This window comes from Pseudomonadota bacterium (genome assembly GCA_016711215.1).
In the GTDB taxonomy this organism is placed as follows: Bacteria; Myxococcota_A; Polyangia.
In genome coordinates, this window is sequence record JADJTL010000003.1 from 489764 (window position 1) to 506811 (window position 17048).

Consider the following 17048-nt stretch of genomic DNA (forward strand, 5'->3'; position numbering starts at 1 on the left):
AATGAACATCGCCGCGCTCGCTCAAATTCGTTAAAGACCGCCGAAAGCGCCGCAGCGAGCCTTCCACGAGTTCGCGCAACCTTGGTGTTAGCTTTATCGATAACACTGGCCCACCCAGGAGCGCTCTTATGCAACATCTCGCCCTTGCCGCTTCGTCCCCTCCCTCGCTGGCCCTCGAGGCCGCCGTCCAGCCTGACCTCGACTCGCTCGGGGAGGCGATCGCCGAGCTGGCGGCGCAGCTCCATGCGGCCACCTACCGGCTGCTTTGTCTGATCCGTGAGTTCGATCGGCGCGACGGCTGGGCCAGCGGGTTTCGCTCCTGCGCGCACTGGCTCGCTTGGCGCACGGGCATCGAGCTGGGCGCGGCGCGCGAGAAGGTCCGGGTCGCCCGCGCGCTCGCTGAGCTTCCCGCGACGCGCGAGGCGCTGGCCGCCGGAAAGGTGAGCTATGCCAAGGTGCGTGCGCTGACCCGCGTGGCGACGCTGGAGACGGAGGGCGACCTGCTGGCCATCGCCTGCTGCGGCACGGCCGCACACGTCGAGCGCGTGGTTCGGGGCTATCGCCGAGCGGTGAGCGCCGAGCAGGAGGCTGCGAACGCCCGGGCCAGGCACGAGGCGCGCGGCCTTCAGGTGTACTGGGACGAGGCCGGCATGCTCGTGCTCCGCGGGCGGCTGCCGCCCGAGCAGGGCGCCCGCCTCTTGGCGGCGCTCGAGGCCGCCGACGCTCAGCTCGCCGAGGAAAGGGGAGCCTCGGACGTTTCCGCGGAAACGTCCGAGCCCTCGGTGGCGCTGGCCTTGGCAGTAGCGCCACGCCTCCTCGCCGAGACGCGGCAGGCGCAAGGGCGAGCCGACGCCCTGGCCCGGGTAACCGAGGCCGCGCTGGGGGAGGGATTGGGCGGCGACCGCGCCGCTGAGGCCCAGCTCGTCGTGCACGTGGACGCGCGCGTGCTCGCACAGGCCGCGGCGCCCGGGGGCGGCCGCAGTGCCATCGAGCATGGCCCCCACGTTTCCGCGGAAACGTCGCGGCGCCTGGCCTGCGACGGGAGCATCGTGCGCCTGGTCGAGGATTCGCGTGGCGAGCCGCTCTCGATCGGCCGCAAGACGCGCGCCGTGCCCGAGCCGATGCGACGCGCGCTGCATCATCGCGACGGTGGTTGCCGCTTCCCCGGCTGCGGCTGCACGCGGCGGCTGCACGCGCACCATATCGAACACTGGGCCGACGGAGGGCTTACCGCGGTGGGTAATCTGGTCGAGCTTTGCGCCTTCCATCACCGTCAGGTTCACGAGGGCGGCTGTTGGGTGGAGCGCCGCAGCGATGGCACCCTGCGCTTCTTCGACGCCTGCGGCCGAGAGCTGGCGCCGGCGCCAGCCTCAAGGCGCAGCCACAGCGACGCAGCCACCGCCCTGGCCAGCGCCAACCGCCACGCGCTCGGTCAGCCCGTCACCGCCGCCACCCTCAGCACCTGGAACGGGGTCGACCAGCTCGACGTGGACTGGGCCGTCAGCGCGCTGCTGTGGAAGACGCCGCGAGCGAGGGAGGCTGCACCAGACTGACCCCGGGGCTCACGGCGCTTGGCCTTCGCGCTGCTGGCGCAGCGCCAGCAGCAGCGGAACCGGCGCGGGTCCACCACGCGGGCACACCACGCGGGGCGTCCACCGCGGCTGCGGCTGGGACGGGGGTGGGGCACTGCGCGATCGCCGGGCTCCTCCAGCGCTACCGGCTGCGCCCATACCCGCGACAGCGCTCGGGCCGCCGAGGAGGCCCCACAAGGCTGAACCGAGATTGTCCCCGGATGTCAGAACGCTGTGCTGAGCTGGAACCGACACGCCTTTGCGTGCAGGAGGGAAGGCTCTTGGGTGCAACCGCCGACGATCTCGACACGCCGCTGCTGGTTCCGGCGCGGATGATCAACGAGTACGTCTACTGCCCGCGTCTGGCCTACATCGAGTGGGTCGAGGGGGAGTTCCGCGACAACTACTACACGGTCGACGGTCGCCTGACGCACCGGCGCGTCGACCGCAGGGCCGGACACCTCCCCGCGCGAGCCTCGCCCCCGCCGGAGGGTGGCGAGGAAAAGGAGCGCAGCGATCCAGCTCCTGCCGGCCCCACGCTGCATGCGCGCAGCGTGGAGCTCTCGGCGCCGATCGCCGGCATCGTGGCCCGCATCGACTTGATCGAATCCGATGGGACGCGCGCGACGCCGGTCGAGTACAAGCGCGGCAAGCCCCCCGCGAACGCGGAGCGCTCCTACTACCCGGAGCGCGCGCAGCTCTGCGCCCAGGCCATCGTGCTGGAGGAGAACGGCCTGAGCTGCCAGGAAGGCGTGCTCTACTACGCGGCGGCCCGCACGAGGGTCACGGTCCCGATCACACCCGAGCTCAGAGCCTTGACGCTGCAGGCCGCTGAGCAACTGCGCGCCCTACCCGCCGCGAGCCAGCCGCCGCCGCCGCTCGTCGACAGCCCAAAGTGCGTCGGCTGCTCGCTGGCGGGCCTCTGCCTTCCGGACGAGCTCAACCTGCACCCCGACCCGGAGCAACAGAGCACGCCCGTGCGCTTGCTCTTCCCGGCGCGCGACGACGCCAAGCCGCTGCACCTCCAAGAGCAGTGGGGCAAGCTCGGCATCGAGTCGGGCAACCTGCTGCGCGTGAGCACCCGCGATGCCGAGCCCTACCAAGTGCGCCTACGCGACGTCTCGCAGGTGGCCGTCTACGGCAACGTGCAGGTGACGACCCAGGCCCTGCGCGCGCTGGCGACGAAGGGCATCCCGCTCACCCTCTTCAGCTACGGCGGCTGGTTCTACGGCATGCTCACCGGGCTCACCCACCGCAACGTGCTGCTGCGCGAGTGTCAGTTTTCCGCCGCCCGTGACGGCGGCAGGGCGCTCGCGGTGGCCCGCTCGCTGGTCGCGCAGAAGATCCGCAACCAGCGCACGATGCTGCGCAGGAACCGGCGCGCCGAGCTGCGCAACGCCCTGGTCGACCTCCAGCGCGACCTGGACCACGCGATGGTCGCCCCATCGGTCGAGTCCCTGCTGGGGATCGAGGGCACGGCGGCGCGCACCTACTTCCAGTCCTTCGCCGACATGCTGCGCGAGCCCCTCAACGGCGCCTTCGACTTCAAGGGACGCAACCGGCGTCCGCCGCGCGACCCCGTCAACGCCCTGCTCTCGTTCGCCTACGCGCTGCTGGTCAAGGACTGGACGTTAGCGCTGACGGCGGTCGGCTTCGACCCGCATCTGGGCTTCTACCACCGCCCGCGCTATGGGCGCCCTTCCCTGGCGCTCGACCTGATGGAGCCCTTTCGCCCACTGATCGCCGACTCCGTGGTGCTCGTGGCGCTGAACACCAAGGTGGTCGCCGAGGACGACTTCAGCCGGGGCGTCGGCGCCGTGGCTCTGAAGGACGCCGCCCGCCGGCGCTTCATCGAGGCCTACGAGCGCCGGATGAACGAGCTCGTCACCCATCCGGTCTTTGGCTACCGCATCAGCTATCGCCGCGTGCTCGAGGTTCAAGCGCGCCTCTTCGCCCGCTATCTCGTCGGCGAGCTCCCCGAGATGCCGGTCTTCGTCACCCGCTGAGCCTGCACAGATGCAACGCTATATCGTCACCTACGACGTCTGCGACCCAAAGCGCCTGCGCCGCGCGTTCGAGGTTCTGCGCGGCTTCGGCGACCACCTGCAGTACTCTGTGTTCCGCTGTGACCTCAGCCAGCAGGCCCTCGTCGAGTTGAAGGCCGAGCTGCACGCGGTCATCGACCACGACGAGGACCAGGTGCTGCTCTTTGACCTCGGCCCGGCCCCAGGGCGCGGCGCGTCCTCAGTCGAGGCGCTCGGCCGTCCCTACCGAGAAGCCACCAAGACCTGCACCGTGATATAGTCCCGCGGCTGCTGCGGGCTGAAAAGGGAAGAGCCGTTTCAGGCGATCGAGCGATCCGGTGGTGCCAAATCCCCCGCACCCGCTCGCGCCAACCCAACCCCGCGTTATTGCGTTAAGTCGCACCTGATCGAGGCCAGCAAGCCCAGGAACTGCCATGCACCGCACGACCCCTAGCGACAGCCGCTCGAAACCATGCTGTCAACGACACGAAGAGCCTCACGATTTCAGCAGAGCCCTTTCCGCAGCTACCAAGCTGCGGCCCCATTGAAGCGGCTGGGCTCGGCCTGCGCCGCCGGCCCCATTGAAGTCGGGCCGGTCGCAAGCGCCTTTCCGCAGCTACCAAGCTGCGGCCCCATTGAAGCGCGATCATGCCGCACCCCCCGACGCCGCCCGCGCCGCTTTCCGCAGCTACCAAGCTGCGGCCCCATTGAAGCCACTCGGCCTGAACCGAGTTGCTGAGGTTGGTGACGCTTTCCGCAGCTACCAAGCTGCGGCCCCATTGAAGCCTGCCGGCGGGGGCCGCCGGGGGTCGAGCGACTCAACATCGACTTCGTAACCGAATGACAGCTGTCCATCTTTCCGCAGCTACCAAGCTGCGGCCCCATTGAAGCGGCGTACAGAACGCCCGCGCGCTCACCGATACGTCCACTTTCCGCAGCTACCAAGCTGCGGCCCCATTGAAGCCATAGAGCGCCCGCTAACGGCTGCAACGACCTTCACCTTTCCGCAGCTACCAAGCTGCGGCCCCATTGAAGCCGTCGCCTTCGTCCATCGCGGCCGCCAACTCCTCGGCTGCCTTTCCGCAGCTACCAAGCTGCGGCCCCATTGAAGCGTAGCCCTCCCGTGTGACCATCGAAGCTGGCTTGCGCCTTTCCGCAGCTACCAAGCTGCGGCCCCATTGAAGCGCGTCCTGCCGCGAGGTGCGGCAGGCCAAATGCGGCCTCCTTTCCGCAGCTACCAAGCTGCGGCCCCATTGAAGCCTCGCTCCTGCCCGCGCGGCGAGGGCCAGCGCGTCGTCTTTCCGCAGCTACCAAGCTGCGGCCCCATTGAAGCCTAACAGGCCGGGCGATATCCTGTTTGTGAAAAAGACCTTTCCGCAGCTACCAAGCTGCGGCCCCATTGAAGCAGCACGCCGTCGTGGATGGCGAAGCATCCCGTCGCCTTTCCGCAGCTACCAAGCTGCGGCCCCCATGCGTGATCAGTTAAGCGAAGCGTGGGCAACACGGAGCCGTTTGGGCTGACCTGGGGAGATGCGCCAACCGCGCATTTGGTCGAGGACGGAGGGGCGGCGCCGCCAGTTGGGGTCGGTCTCGCCGTTGAATAGCTCGGCGAGGCGACGCCACCTCGAGGTCGGCCTCGCGGCCGGAGAGCTCAAAGGCCCGGCCAATGGCAAAGGCGGCGACGGCGACCATACGCGCGAGGGCTTGTGGATGCAGCGGCGGCTTCGTCCGCTCGGCCCTGCCGCGAGGGGGAGGCGCCTCCCGGCGGCGGTGATGGTGCGCAAGCATGCAAACGATGACCGAAGCGACCATCGCGGCGTGCACCAGGGCACGCACCGCAGGGCCTGTCTTGGCGCCGATGTCGTCCAGGCGCAAACAGGACTTGTCGAGCTTGTTGTCGAGTTCGATCTCCCAGCGCACCCGATAGAGGTCGGCGACAGCACGTGGCGCAACGTCGGGAGCGAGGTTGGTTAGATAGAAGCAGTAGCCCTTTGGGGTCGAGACGCCCACCAGCCGTGCACCGACCACGCGCGACCCATGGCCGAGCTCGACGTCGGCGTCGATTACCTTGCCGTCGAGCTTGAGCACCTCGCGTTGCAGCAGGAGGTCGAGGTCTGTTCCGGGCGCAAACGTGCGGCTGACGCTGCCACGCGCGACGTGCAACACCTTCGGCTTCCAATTCTCTTTCAGCCGCAGCACATACGAGACGCCGTAGCGGTCGCAGCTCGACAACAGCTTCAGCGAAGCATAGCCCAGGTCCACCAACAGCCCGAGGCCACGCCAGCTCTCGTCGAGCTTTAGATGCGGCGCGTCGTGCTCGCGTGCGGGGCTGAGGTGATACGCCACCGTGGTCCCCATCCCCACCGAATAGCGCTTGTGCACCTTCAACGCCGCATATGCCCCGGCGCCCGGATACTCGTCCATCAGCGCATCGGCGAGCCGCACCGTTGTCGCGTCGACGATGTGCCAGTCTCGCGCCGTACGGCCCAACAGCCCCGGCAGGTCCAGCGCCTGCCCCGCGACATATGCAAGCGCGCGGTCCCGCACCCCCTCCATCGCTCGCTCCAGCGCCGGCCCAAACCACCCGTAGAAGCCACCACGCACTACCCTCGGCCCCCCAGACTCGAAATACATCTTCATCGCGTCCGCTTGCCGCCCGCCCCTCCCCGTCGACGCCGACACCACCATCGATCGCAATAACACCAGCGCGTTCAGGCGCCGCTCGCGCTGCTGCAGCCCAGCCGCCTGCACCACCGCCGTCAGCGCCTCGTCCGGCAGAATCGCCTCGAACACCTCCCGCACATCGCTGCCTTGCATGCTCATCCGCCGAGCTGATCACGCCCAACCCTGCTCTTCAAGCCCTCGCTCAACCGATCGTTCTTGCACCGCTTTCCTCCTAACTGGACAGCCATGCTGCGGCCCCATCTCCAGCTACCAAGCTGCGGCCCCATTGAAGCTCTCCGCGTCGTCGGCGCTGAGGCGCAGCGTCGCGCTTTCCGCAGCTACCAAGCTGCGGCCCCATTGAAGCTAGCAGCGCGCCGTACCGCTGTGCCGCGGAGGGGCTCCGACGAATGCTTTCCGCAGCTACCAAGCTGCGGCCCCATTGAACGGGCGCGCTGCACGGAAGCGGGCGGGGGGGCTTTCCGCACAAGTCCGACGGACGACCGCGCACGAAACGCCTTTCCGCAGCTACCAAGCTGCGGCCCCATTGAAGCCCACTGTAAGGGAAGGTCGCCGATGGGCATCGCCCGGACCCAGCCGGGGAGCGGGCCGGGGGGGCGGGGGGGGGGGGCGGGGGGCGGGGGGGGCGCGGCGGGGGGGGGCGGGGGGGGGGGGGGGGGGGGGGGGGGTCGCCGGGCACTCGACGCGTCCGTGAGCGTCGTCGCGCGACCGGCACTGCTTGATTCCGCGGAAGTTTCGCTCGGCGGCATCGGCGAAGCGTTGCTGGACGTGCTTGTGCAGCGCGCTGCGGTTGCCCTTAAGCGCCAGCACGAAGTCGGCGCCCGCATCGCGCACGGCGGTGGTGACGGCGGCGGTGCAGGTGTTCGCATCGGCCGTGACCGTGGCGCCGCGAACGTCGAGTATTTGCAGCAGTTCCAGGGCCGCCTCGACCTCGCCACCGGCGCTGGTCCGCTTCAGCCCAGCATCAACTGTCGCGAGGGGCGCGGTCGCGCTCCCCGTACCCCTGGTGTCGTCGCCGTTGCTGGCGACATGCTAGGGCGTAGACGCGACTCCTGTGGCGGTCACGGCCAACCAGACCGTCCGACGCTCTGGGTCGTTGCTGGAGATGGCGAGGCGGGTGCGACGCAGACCGGTTTTCTCCGGGTGCACGGTGATCTCAAGTGGGATGGACTCACCGGGCTCGATCGGTCTTAAGAAAAGCGAATGGGGCAAGGAGAAGTCCCCAGGGTCGCCGTCTACGAAGCGCATGTCGTGGAGCATGAGGGTCATGCTGCCGGCGTTGAACAGGCGCAGCGAAGCCGCCGGCGACTCGCGTCCGAGCGGCACCGACCCGAAGTCGAAGCGGCCCGTGTAAGGATCGATCTCGGTGCAGGAGGTGTCGCAGTCCATGATCGCGATCGCGGGCGCCGCCGCCTTGACCGTCAGCTTCTGAAGGTGTGGCTCGCTGATCGCGCCTTCGCCGTCGCGCGCGCGCACGGTGATGTGAGCTTCGCCGCTCTGCCGTGGCGTGTAGCTGACCGAGGCACTCCGTTGCCAGGTTCCAGCGGCGAAGCTGAGACTGCCACCCGCTGTGCTGGCCGGATCGAGCTCGTAGCTGTACTCGAGCGAGGTGCCTCCGGTGTCGGCGGCGGTGACCGTGAGGGTCGCTGGCTGCTGCTCGTAGACGCGTTGCGGCGCGACCGTCAGGCTGGTGATGGTCGGGGGGGCGTTGAGCAGCGTGACGTAGAGGGTAGCCTTGTCGAGGCCGCCGTTGCCGTCGCTGACGAAGGCGTTGAACGCGACCTGGTCGCCAACGGCTCCGGCACGAAAGGTGTAGACCTGTCCGTCTTTCACCAGCGTTCCGCTGCCCCCAACGAGCTCGAGCCGGGTCTCGAGGGTGTCGAGCGACCCATCGGGATCGGTCACCGAGAGGGAGATCACGGCGCTGTCGCCGCGCACCACGCTGACGGGTGTTGCCATGAGCTGGGTGATGCTCGGGGGGCGATTCACGACTGCGACCTCGAGCTCGGCGGTGGCGGTGGCCCCCTGCGGGTCTTCGGCCGTGACGGCGATCCGTAGCGAGCCTAGTCGGGTGCCGGCTCTCAGCATCGTCTTGCCGTCCTCGTCGGCCACCGTGCCGCTGCCGGCGAGCACCTTGTAGCTATAGCTCAAGCTCTCCCCCTCGGGATCGGTGGCCGCGAGCAGCAGCTCGACCTTGTCCTCACGTGGCACGCTCGCGCTCGATGGCGCGAAGCTCGTGATCGACGGCGCTAAGTTGGAGACGGCGACGGAGGTCGCGGCCGAAGCCGAGAGTCCGAGGTCGTCGCGGACTGTGAGCCGGACCTCACAGGTCCCGGACGAGCCCAGGGTGAGCGCAACTTGCGGCCCGGTCCCCGTGATGCTCGCCGAGCAGTTGACCAACTCGTAGTGGTAGGTCAGCAGGTCGCCGTCCGGGTCGGCGGCGACGGCCGTCATTTGGGCCGTCTTGCCGACCGGCGCGGCGGCATCGAACGCGGTAATCGCGGGACGCGCGTTGACGATCGGGATCACCAGTGCAGCGGTGATCGTATGGCCGCGGCCATCGGTGACCTTCACAGTAAGCGCGGCGTTGCCTGGGAGCGACCCAGCGGTGAAGGTGGCATCGGGCCCAGCGCCGGCGATCGCGCCCTCTCCGCTGATCACCTGGAAGGCGTAGTGCAGTGGCGGGACGCCCCGCGCGGCAACGTGTAACTGCACCGCCTGGCGCCGGGGTACGGTCGAGCTCGCCGCGCTGAAGTCCATCACCTCGAGGGGAACGCTCGACTCTGTTCTTGGCGTGGCGCCGTCGGTTTCGATCGACGCGTCTCGCTCGGACCATGCGCGCGGGCCGGCATCGGCCTGGCCCCGCGAGGGGGCAGCGTCAATCGTCGTCACCGGGCCATCACCGCACGAGGCGAGCACGCCGAGTGCGGCCCAGAACAAGAGCCTCTGCGACACGGTGGCGCTCTGCCGGTGGCCGCGGCGCGGTGTCGTGCCTCGTGGCGGTGGCGTGTGTGCCTGCTGCAAGCGGCAGGCTGCGTCCTTCGACGCTCTTGCGTCCTCTCCCGACGCGTCTCGTGGACGCGCACCGAGGGGTGTCAACGGTGAGACACAGCGTCGTGGCCAGGCGGACGCGCTTCCTGGCCTCGACCAGCAGTTTAAGCTCTCGCTCAACAACATCTTTTTCATCAACAACCTCCAGCTTGGCATCAAGCTGGAGGACCACGGTTGCAGCCCCCGTGCCGAGTCTGCTCAAGCCGGAGCCCTCCGTGCCAACGCGAGTGAGACAGTCGGTTCCTGCGGAATTACCCTTGAGGGCGAGACTGGCTGCTGACCGATGGCCCGAGCAGAGAAGAAGAGCATGACGCGAACACCGCAGCTGCGCGCAGTCTGGCCTTTTTCTGGCGGGGGGGGGTGCGGAGCGGGGGGTAGGGCTCGGGGGTTTGCGGGGGATTGGGTGGTGGGGTGGTGGCGAGGCTGGCGTAGAGCACGGGGAGGACCAGCAGGGTGGCGATGGTGGCGGTGATCATGCCCCCGATGACTACGGTTGCGAGGGGTCGTTGCACCTCCGCGCCGACGCCGGTGTTGAAGGCCATCGGGATGAAGCCGAAGGCCGCGACCATCGCGGTCATCAGCACCGGCCGCAGGCGCGTCTCGGCGGCCTCTCGGATCGCGGCAAGGGGGGCGCGCCCGCGCTTGAGGAGCTGCCTCACGTAGGAGACGAGCACCATGTCACCGAGCACCGCCACGCCGGAGAGGGCGATGAAGCCGACCCCCGCCGAGATCGAGAAGGGCAGGTCCCGCAGCCACAGCGCGACGACGCCGCCAACGGCGCCGAAGGGGACGCCCGTGAAGACGCGCAGGGCGTCGGCCGCCCGTCCGTAGGTGAGGTAGAGCAGCGAGAGGATCAGCAGCAGCGCGATCGGCACGACGAAGAGCAGGCGGGTCTGCGCGCGCTCGAGGTTCTCGAACTGGCCGCCGAGGGTCGTGTAGTAGCCCTCCGGGAGCTTCACCTGCGCGAGCACGCGCCGCACCTCGCCGACGAAGGAGCCGACGTCGTTACCGCGGACGTTGGCCTGGATCACCACGCGCCGCTTGGCCCAGTCGCGCTGAATCGTCGACGGGCCTTCGACGACCCGGAGGTGGGCGAGCGCGGAGAGCGGGACCTGCGCGCCAGCCGCGCTACGAAGCAGCACCTGGCCGATCGCTTCCGCCGAGCTGCGCGCGTCGTCGCCGAGGCGCAGCACCAGATCAAAGCGGCGCTGGCCGTCGATCACCTGACCAACCTTCCTGGTGGCCAGGGATTCGAGGACCTCGAGGATCGTGCCGACGGGAATCCCGTAGCGCCCCGCGGCCTGGCGGTCGACGTCGATGGTCAGCATCGCCTGTCCGGTGAGCTGCTCGACCGTGACGTCCGCCGCTCCGGGGAGCGCTTCGACGGCTCGGCGCAGCTCGTCGGCCGTCAGCCGTAGCTGGTCGAAGTCATCGCCGAAGAGCTTGATCCCGATGTCCGAGCGAATGCCGGCGATCATCTCGTTGATTCGCATCTCGATCGGCTGGGTGAAGACGGTGCGCATGCCAGGCAGGCCCGCGAGGGCCCTGCGCATCGACTCGACGAGCTCGTCCTGCGTGGAGGCCGCCCGCCACGCGCGGCGCGGCTTGAGCGTGATGAAGACGTCTGAGACCTCGGAGCCCATCGGGTCGGTCGCGACCTCGGCCGTTCCCGTGCGGGTCCAGACGTGTTCGATCTCGCTCGGGTAGCGCTCGAGCAGGAAGCGCTCGATCTGGGTTCCGTAGCGCACCGACTCCTCGAGGGAGACCCCGGCGATGCGCACGGTGTTGAGGACGATCGCCTGCTCGCGAAGCCGCGGGACGAACTCGGACCCGAGCCGCGTCGCCAGGAGCCCGGCGTTGAGCACGACGAGCGCCGCGAGCACCAACACGACCCGGCGGTGGCCGAGGGCCCAGACGAGCAGCGGCCGATAGCGCCGCTTGAGCCAGCGCACGACCCGGTTGTCGCCCTGCTCCTTGCCCCGCTTGAGCGCATAGCTGGCGAGCACCGGCACCAGCGTCAGTGACAGGATCATCGAGCCGGCGAGGGCGAAGATCACCGTCAGGGCCATCGGGCGGAAGAGCTTACCCTCGACGCCCTCGAGCGCGAGGATTGGCAGGTAGACGATGGCGATGATCAGCTCGCCGAAGAGCGTCGGCCGGCGCACCTCGACAGCGGCATCGCGCACGAGCTCGCGCACGCTGCGCCCCGAGGTGTCTTCGCTCAGGCGCCGCGTCGCGTTCTCGACCATGATCACGGAGCTGTCGACGACGAGGCCGAAGTCGATGGCGCCCAGGCTCATCAGGCTGCCGGCGACGCCGAAGCGCAGCATGGCGTTGAACGCGAAGAGCATCGACAAGGGGATGGCGAGCGCGACGATGAGGCCCGCGCGGAGGTTACCGAGGAACGCGAAGAGCACCGCGATCACGAGCAGCGCGCCCTCGATCAGGTTGTTGCGGACGGTCGCCAGCACCTGGCTGACGAGCGTGGTCCGGCTGTAGACCTCCGTCAGCGCGGCGCCCTCCGGCAAGCTGCGCCGCGCCTCGTGCAGGCGGGCCTCGAGCCGCTGCGTCAGCTCGCGGCTGTTCTGGCCCATCAGCATGAAGCCAAGACCGAGCACGGCCTCGCCCCGTCCCTGGTAGGTCACGGCCCCACGCCGGAGCTCGTGGTCTTCGCGCACCGCGGCCACGTCGCGGAGCTGGATCGGCGTGCCGTCGACCGTGGCGAGCACCATCGCCTCGAGGTCCGCCCGGCCCGTGACGAGCCCCTGGCCCTGGATCAGCAGCGCCTCGCCAGCCTGGTTCAACAGGCCGCCGCCGGCATTGCGGTTGCCGTGCCGCAGGACGCGCGCGACGTCGTCGAGGGTCAGCGCGTGCTTGATCAAGCGCTGCGGGTCGACGAGGACGTGGACCTGCTGCTCGTAGCCACCCCAGGTGTTGATCTCGGCGACCCCGGGGACCTGAACCATCTGCGGGCGGATGACCCAGTGATGCAGCGTGCGGAGCTCGCGCGCCGAGAGCGTGCCGCTGTGCAGCACGTACTGGAACACCTCGCCGAGCCCCGTGGCGACCGGGCCGAGCGCCGGCCTTCCGACGCCTTCGGGGAGCTCGGCGGTGGCCAGCCGTTCGCTGACCACTTGCCGCGCGAGGTAGATATCGGTGTGGTCGTCGAAGATCGCCGTCACCTGCGAGAAGCCGAACTTCGAGAGCGACCGCACCTCGCTGAGCCCGGGCAGTCCGGCGATGGTCTGCTCGACGGGAAAGGTGATCTGCCGCTCGACCTCGAGCGGTGAGAGGGTCGGGGCCGTGGTGTTGACCTGCACCTGTACCGGCGTGGTGTCGGGAAAGGCGTCGAAGGGCAGGCGCGCCAGGCTCAAGAGGCCGACGAGCGCGAGCACCGCCGTCGCCGCGAGCACGATCGGCCGGTGACGAAGACAGTGGTCGATCAGCCGGGTCAGCATCAGTCACCTCGCCGGTCACGGGGAAGCCCGACCTCACAACAACCCGCCCCGAGGGTGCCCGGCATGATCTCCGTGCGCAGGAGCACCGCGCCGGTGGTCACGACCGCGTCGCCGACTTGCACCCGCCCCTCCACCTGCACGCGGGCGCCCGCGCCGAAGCGCCGCACGACCCGCGGCTCGTAGACGCCCGGGGCGCTGCGCACGAAGACGACCTCCCGCTCGCCGACGCGTTGCACGGCAGCGCGCGGGACCGAGACTGCCGTCCGCGGGGCGCCGGTCTCGATGCGGGCGCGGGCGAACTGGTTCGCGCGCAGGCGGCCATCCTTGTTCGGCAGCTCGGCGCGCGCGGCGACGGTGCGCGTTCGAGGGTCCACCTCCGCGGCGATCCAGGTCAGCGTGCCGGCGATCGGGGCGTCGTCGCTGCCATCGAGGCTGACGAGGACCCGCTGTCCCAGCGCGACGCGTGAGGCGTGCGCCTCCGGGACGTCGCAGAGCGCCCAGAGGACGGAGGTGTCGGCGAGGGTCGCGAGCGACTCGGTCTCGGTGGCGAGCAAGCCGACGACCGCCGGTCTGCGCACGACGGTGCCCGCCAGCGGCGCGGTGAGCGTGTAACGGCCCGATGGCGCTGATTGGGCAGCACCCGCCATGCGCAGGGTGGCCTCGGCCGTGCGCGCCTCGGCCTGGGCGCTCGCGAGCCCTTGCTCGGCGAGCTCCACCTGACGAGCGGAGGCGATGTCGCTCGCTCTCAGCACGCGCTGGCGCTCAAGGTTGGCCTGCGCCGTGCGCACGCGCTCGCGCGCGGTCTGCAGGGCGCCCTGGATCTCGCCGACGCGCGTGCTCTCCAAGTCGAAGAGTGGCGCGCCCCGCTCGACGCGAGCACCGAGCTCGGCACGAAGGCGCCGCACGAGGCCGGGGACGATCGCGCGGATGTCGGCCAGTCTATCGGCGTCGAAGGCGAGGCGCGCGGTGCACTCGACGACCGGGGCGGCGCGCCAGCGTTCGGCGGCCGCCGTTGCGAGGCCCGCGGCGCGCTCGAGCTGCGGCGCTCGCAGACGCACGACCCGGGCCTCGATCGCCGCCTGCTCCGCACCCGCAGGAGGCCGCTGGGGGTGGCAGACGGGACAGACGGACTCCGGGAAGCCGTGCTCCTCGCAGAAGTCGCCTGCGGCGCGAAAGCGCGCGATGAGCGAGGGGTTGCACTTGGTGCACTTCGACTCGGGAAGCGCGTGACCGACGCACCAATCCGCGCCGGTGGTCGAATGGCTGGGTTCCGCGGCGGAGGCTGTGACGGCTGGCGCCCTCGGCTGCTCAGCTGGCGGCGCTGGGTCGAGCCTGCGCTCGCAGGCAGCGAGCCCGAGGGCGAGGGCGCTGACGATCAGGCGCTGGGGGATCGATGCGTGACGCATGGCGGGCTTCCTCAGAGGATGGAGGGTTGACCGTCCAGGTGGCGACGCGGCGCTCATCGGAGCGCTCCGGTGCTCGCCGCGTGCTCGGCGCGGGCCAGCGCTGCGCCGAAGAGGAGCTCGGCGTAGTCGAGCTTCGCTTGCATGAGCTCGCGGCGAAGAGCGAGCAGCTCGCCCAGCGCGACAGCGCCAGCGTCATAGCTAGCGCTCGCGATTCGCTCGGAGCGCGCGAGCGTCGCGAGCCCCTCGGCTTCGAAGCGCTGCGCCGCGCTGCTCAGCCTGCGGGCCGTCGCCTGCGCCGTGGCGGCGTCGATCGCCGCCGTGCTTCGCGTCGCCGCCAGCTCCGCGCGCAGTCGCGCGCCGCGCGCGTTGGCCACCAGGGTCCTACCTTGGCCGTGGTCGAAGACCGGCAGCGCGAGGGTGAGGGTGCCCTGCACGAGGTCGTCGGCGTCGTCGCGCGCGTAGCTGGCCCCCACAGCGAGGTTCGGCACGCGGCTGGCGAGCCCGAGCTCCGCCTCCGCTCGGGCTTGCTGGATACCGGCCCGCAGCGCGCGAAGATCGGGTCGGTCGTCGAGGCCCGCTGCGCTCGGAGCGGGGAGGCCGAGCTGGCGCAGGTCCCCGCGGCAGACGAGGACGGTCGCTGGCTGGAGGCCGAGCAGCGCCTTGAGCCGTCCCTCGGCCTGGGTCTGGGAGGCCCGTGCCCGCTCTGTCTCGCTTCGGGCCCGGACCGCCGCGAGCGTCGCCACGGCTTGCTCCAGCCCGCCGAGGTCACCCACCTCGTGGCGGCGCGTCGCGACCCGCGCGACGGCCTCGGCGAGGCGGAGGTTCTCCTCGGCGAGGCGGCTGCGTCGCTCCCAGTAGAGCGCTGCGATGAAGCCGAGGCTGACGTCGCGGAGGAGCAGCCGCTGAGCGTCCTCACGCCGAGCCGCCGTCGCCGCGGCCCCCGCGCGCGCCGCCTCGACCCGATCGCCGCGCTGCCCACCGAGCTCGAGCCACTGCTGCGCGGACGCCGACCCCTCGACGCTCGTGGCAGCGGCGCGCAGGCGTGGTCCCGCGGACCCTGAGAGCTGTGGATTGAAGCGCCAAACCGACGCCGCCTCGACCTGGCGCTCGGCCTCGCGCACGCGTGCCCAGGCCGCGGCGAGCGCGGGTGCCTGCGCCCGGGCGAGCGCGAGCGCGCTGGCGTAGGTGATTTCCACGATCGGTTGCGGCTGCTCCTGCGCGCCTGCGGACGAGGTCCACAGCGACGCGCCGAGCAGCAGGCCGATCAGCCTCCTGCAAGACATCGCATCTCTCCCTTGCTGGGCGCGAGCCGGGTCCCTTGGCGGGCGACGGAGCGTTGCCGCGCCGACCTACACCAGGGCGTTCGGGTGCTTCAGCTGAGGGAGCGCGGCGGTCGAAAGACAGCGGCACCCGCCCCCGACGCCGGGGCGTCGATCGGCGCGAGCCTGCGCGCGGCGGTCCAGCCGACTGCGCTCGAGGTCAAGGGGAGGGGGAGGACGGCCATCGCGAGGCCGAGGCAGCAGCCGCACTGCGGGCAGTCGCCGGGACACGCGTCCTCACCCGAGTCTGCCGCGGCGGCTTCCACGCGATCACCTGCGCGCTCGACCTGAGCCGCCTCGACACAGGGACACGAAAGGCCGCAGGTGCTCGAGCTGGCCACGAACCCAGGCGAGCCCCCGAGCCCGGCGGGACCGAAGAACACGCCAACCGCCAGCAGCAAGCAGGCTGCCGCGCGCGGGGCGTCGACGATGTACCGGTTTTTGGTCAAGGCTGCTGCGTAGCGTAGCAGGAAGTGGCGTGGAGGGCACGCCGGCGACGCTGCCCGCTGAGCGCTTGGGGTCGGTGGGGGGTTGGCGCGGGTTGGCGGCTGGCGCGTGGTTAGCGGGGGACCATCAGGACGAGCTTGCCGGTGGTTTCGTTGGACTGGAGGAGGGCGTGGGCGGCCTCAGCCTCGGTGATGGTGAAGACGCGGTCGATCACGGCGCGGAGCTTGCCGCTCGCCACCAGCGGCCAGACGCGGCGCTCGAGCTCCCGTGTCAGCTCGGCCTTCTCCTCCACGCTGCGGCCGCGCAGCACGGAGCCGATGATGCGCAGGCGGCGCGTCAACAGGTCGCCTAGCGGCAGCTCGGCCTTGGCGCCCCCGAGCAGGCCGATCACGACGAGACGGCCACCGACGCGCAGCGCCGCCAGGTTGCGGGCGAGGTAGGAAGCGCCGACGGGGTCGAGGATTACGTCGACGCCGCGCCCCTCGGTCAGGGCCTTGACGCCGGCAACGAAGTCCTCCTGCTCGCGGTCGAAGACGACCGTGGCCCCGAGCTGCAACAAGCGGGGCAGCTTGCTGGCGCTGGCCGTCGCGTAGACCGGCGAGCCGAGGGCGGCGCAGAGCTGAATCGCCACGGTGCCGATGCCGGAGGCGCCGGCATGGATCAGCGCGTGCTCGCCGGGCCGCAGGCGCGCCTCGGCGTAGAGGTTGAGGTAGCTGGTGTAGAGCGCCTCGGGCAGGGCCGCTGCCTCCGCGAAGGAGATGTTGCCGGGCACGCGCAGGAGTAGCTCGGCGGGGCAGGTGACGTACTGCGCGTAGCCTCCGCCGGGGAGCAGGGCGCAGACGCGATCGCCGACGCTCCAGCCGGAGACCTGGTCGCCGCATTGCACGACCTCCCCCGCGACCTCGAGGCCCAGCAGCTCGCTGGCCCCGGGGGGGGGCGCGTAGCGTCCTTTGCGCTGCAGCAGATCGGCGCGGTTGACCGCGGTCGCGCGCGCGTTGATCAAGACCTCGCCAGGCAGGGGCAAGGGCTGCGGCACCTCCTGCCAAAGCAGGCTCTGGCGCGCATCCTGCGCCACGACGATCGCCTTCAT

The 17048-nt window shown here is 70.3% G+C and carries 10 protein-coding genes and 2 CRISPR repeat arrays; of the genes, 3 read left to right on the forward strand and 7 right to left on the reverse strand.

Features of this window, described 5'->3' with window-relative positions; translation table 11 throughout:
- Positions 1-128 precede the first annotated feature (128 nt).
- The 3 genes from IPL40_10970 to cas2 all read left to right on the forward strand — a co-directional run bounded on the left by IPL40_10970 (position 129) and on the right by cas2 (position 3875).
- Complete coding sequence (locus tag IPL40_10970; protein ID MBK8481683.1) at positions 129-1553, forward strand: DUF222 domain-containing protein; 1425 nt, start codon at positions 129-131, stop codon at positions 1551-1553.
- Positions 1554-1903: 350 nt separating this feature from the next.
- Complete coding sequence (gene cas1 / locus IPL40_10975) at positions 1904-3577, forward strand: CRISPR-associated endonuclease Cas1 (protein ID MBK8481684.1); 1674 nt, start codon at positions 1904-1906, stop codon at positions 3575-3577.
- Between the two features lie 10 nt (positions 3578-3587).
- Entirely contained in the window at positions 3588-3875 is a 288-nt protein-coding gene (cas2, locus tag IPL40_10980; GenBank protein MBK8481685.1) for a CRISPR-associated endonuclease Cas2, read from the forward strand.
- A gap of 234 nt (positions 3876-4109) precedes the next feature.
- Positions 4110-4381: a CRISPR direct-repeat array (repeat unit 36 nt; unit sequence CTTTCCGCAGCTACCAAGCTGCGGCCCCATTGAAGC).
- Between the two features lie 69 nt (positions 4382-4450).
- Positions 4451-5072: direct repeats of the CRISPR family, unit length 36 nt; unit sequence CTTTCCGCAGCTACCAAGCTGCGGCCCCATTGAAGC.
- Between the two features lie 5 nt (positions 5073-5077).
- On the opposite strand, the gene IPL40_10985 is transcribed toward cas2, so the two are convergent.
- From IPL40_10985 to IPL40_11015, 7 genes are all read right to left on the reverse strand, one after another.
- Positions 5078-6418: an IS4 family transposase gene (locus IPL40_10985; GenBank protein MBK8481686.1), complete on the reverse strand. Its 1341-nt coding sequence runs from the start codon at positions 6416-6418 to the stop codon at positions 5078-5080.
- A gap of 891 nt (positions 6419-7309) precedes the next feature.
- The gene (locus IPL40_10990; protein MBK8481687.1) at positions 7310-9232 is read right to left on the reverse strand and encodes a choice-of-anchor D domain-containing protein; all 1923 of its coding nucleotides are present in this window, start codon (positions 9230-9232) and stop codon (positions 7310-7312) included.
- Positions 9233-9579: 347 nt separating this feature from the next.
- The gene (locus tag IPL40_10995) at positions 9580-12786 is read right to left on the reverse strand and encodes an efflux RND transporter permease subunit (GenBank protein ID MBK8481688.1); all 3207 of its coding nucleotides are present in this window, start codon (positions 12784-12786) and stop codon (positions 9580-9582) included.
- Positions 12786-14249, reverse strand: a complete 1464-nt coding sequence (locus IPL40_11000) for an efflux RND transporter periplasmic adaptor subunit (protein ID MBK8481689.1) — start codon at positions 14247-14249, stop codon at positions 12786-12788. The genes IPL40_10995 and IPL40_11000 overlap by 1 nt, the downstream gene beginning before the upstream one ends.
- Entirely contained in the window at positions 14246-15475 is a 1230-nt protein-coding gene (locus IPL40_11005; protein MBK8481690.1) for a TolC family protein, read from the reverse strand. Before IPL40_11005 ends, IPL40_11000 begins: the two co-directional genes overlap by 4 nt.
- An 89-nt stretch (positions 15476-15564) precedes the next feature.
- Positions 15565-15960, reverse strand: a complete 396-nt coding sequence (locus IPL40_11010; protein ID MBK8481691.1) for a hypothetical protein — start codon at positions 15958-15960, stop codon at positions 15565-15567.
- 110 nt (positions 15961-16070) lie between these two features.
- Positions 16071-17048 carry an NAD(P)H-quinone oxidoreductase gene (locus IPL40_11015; protein MBK8481692.1) on the reverse strand — a complete coding sequence of 326 codons (978 nt, stop codon included), beginning with the start codon at positions 17046-17048 and terminating at the stop codon, positions 16071-16073.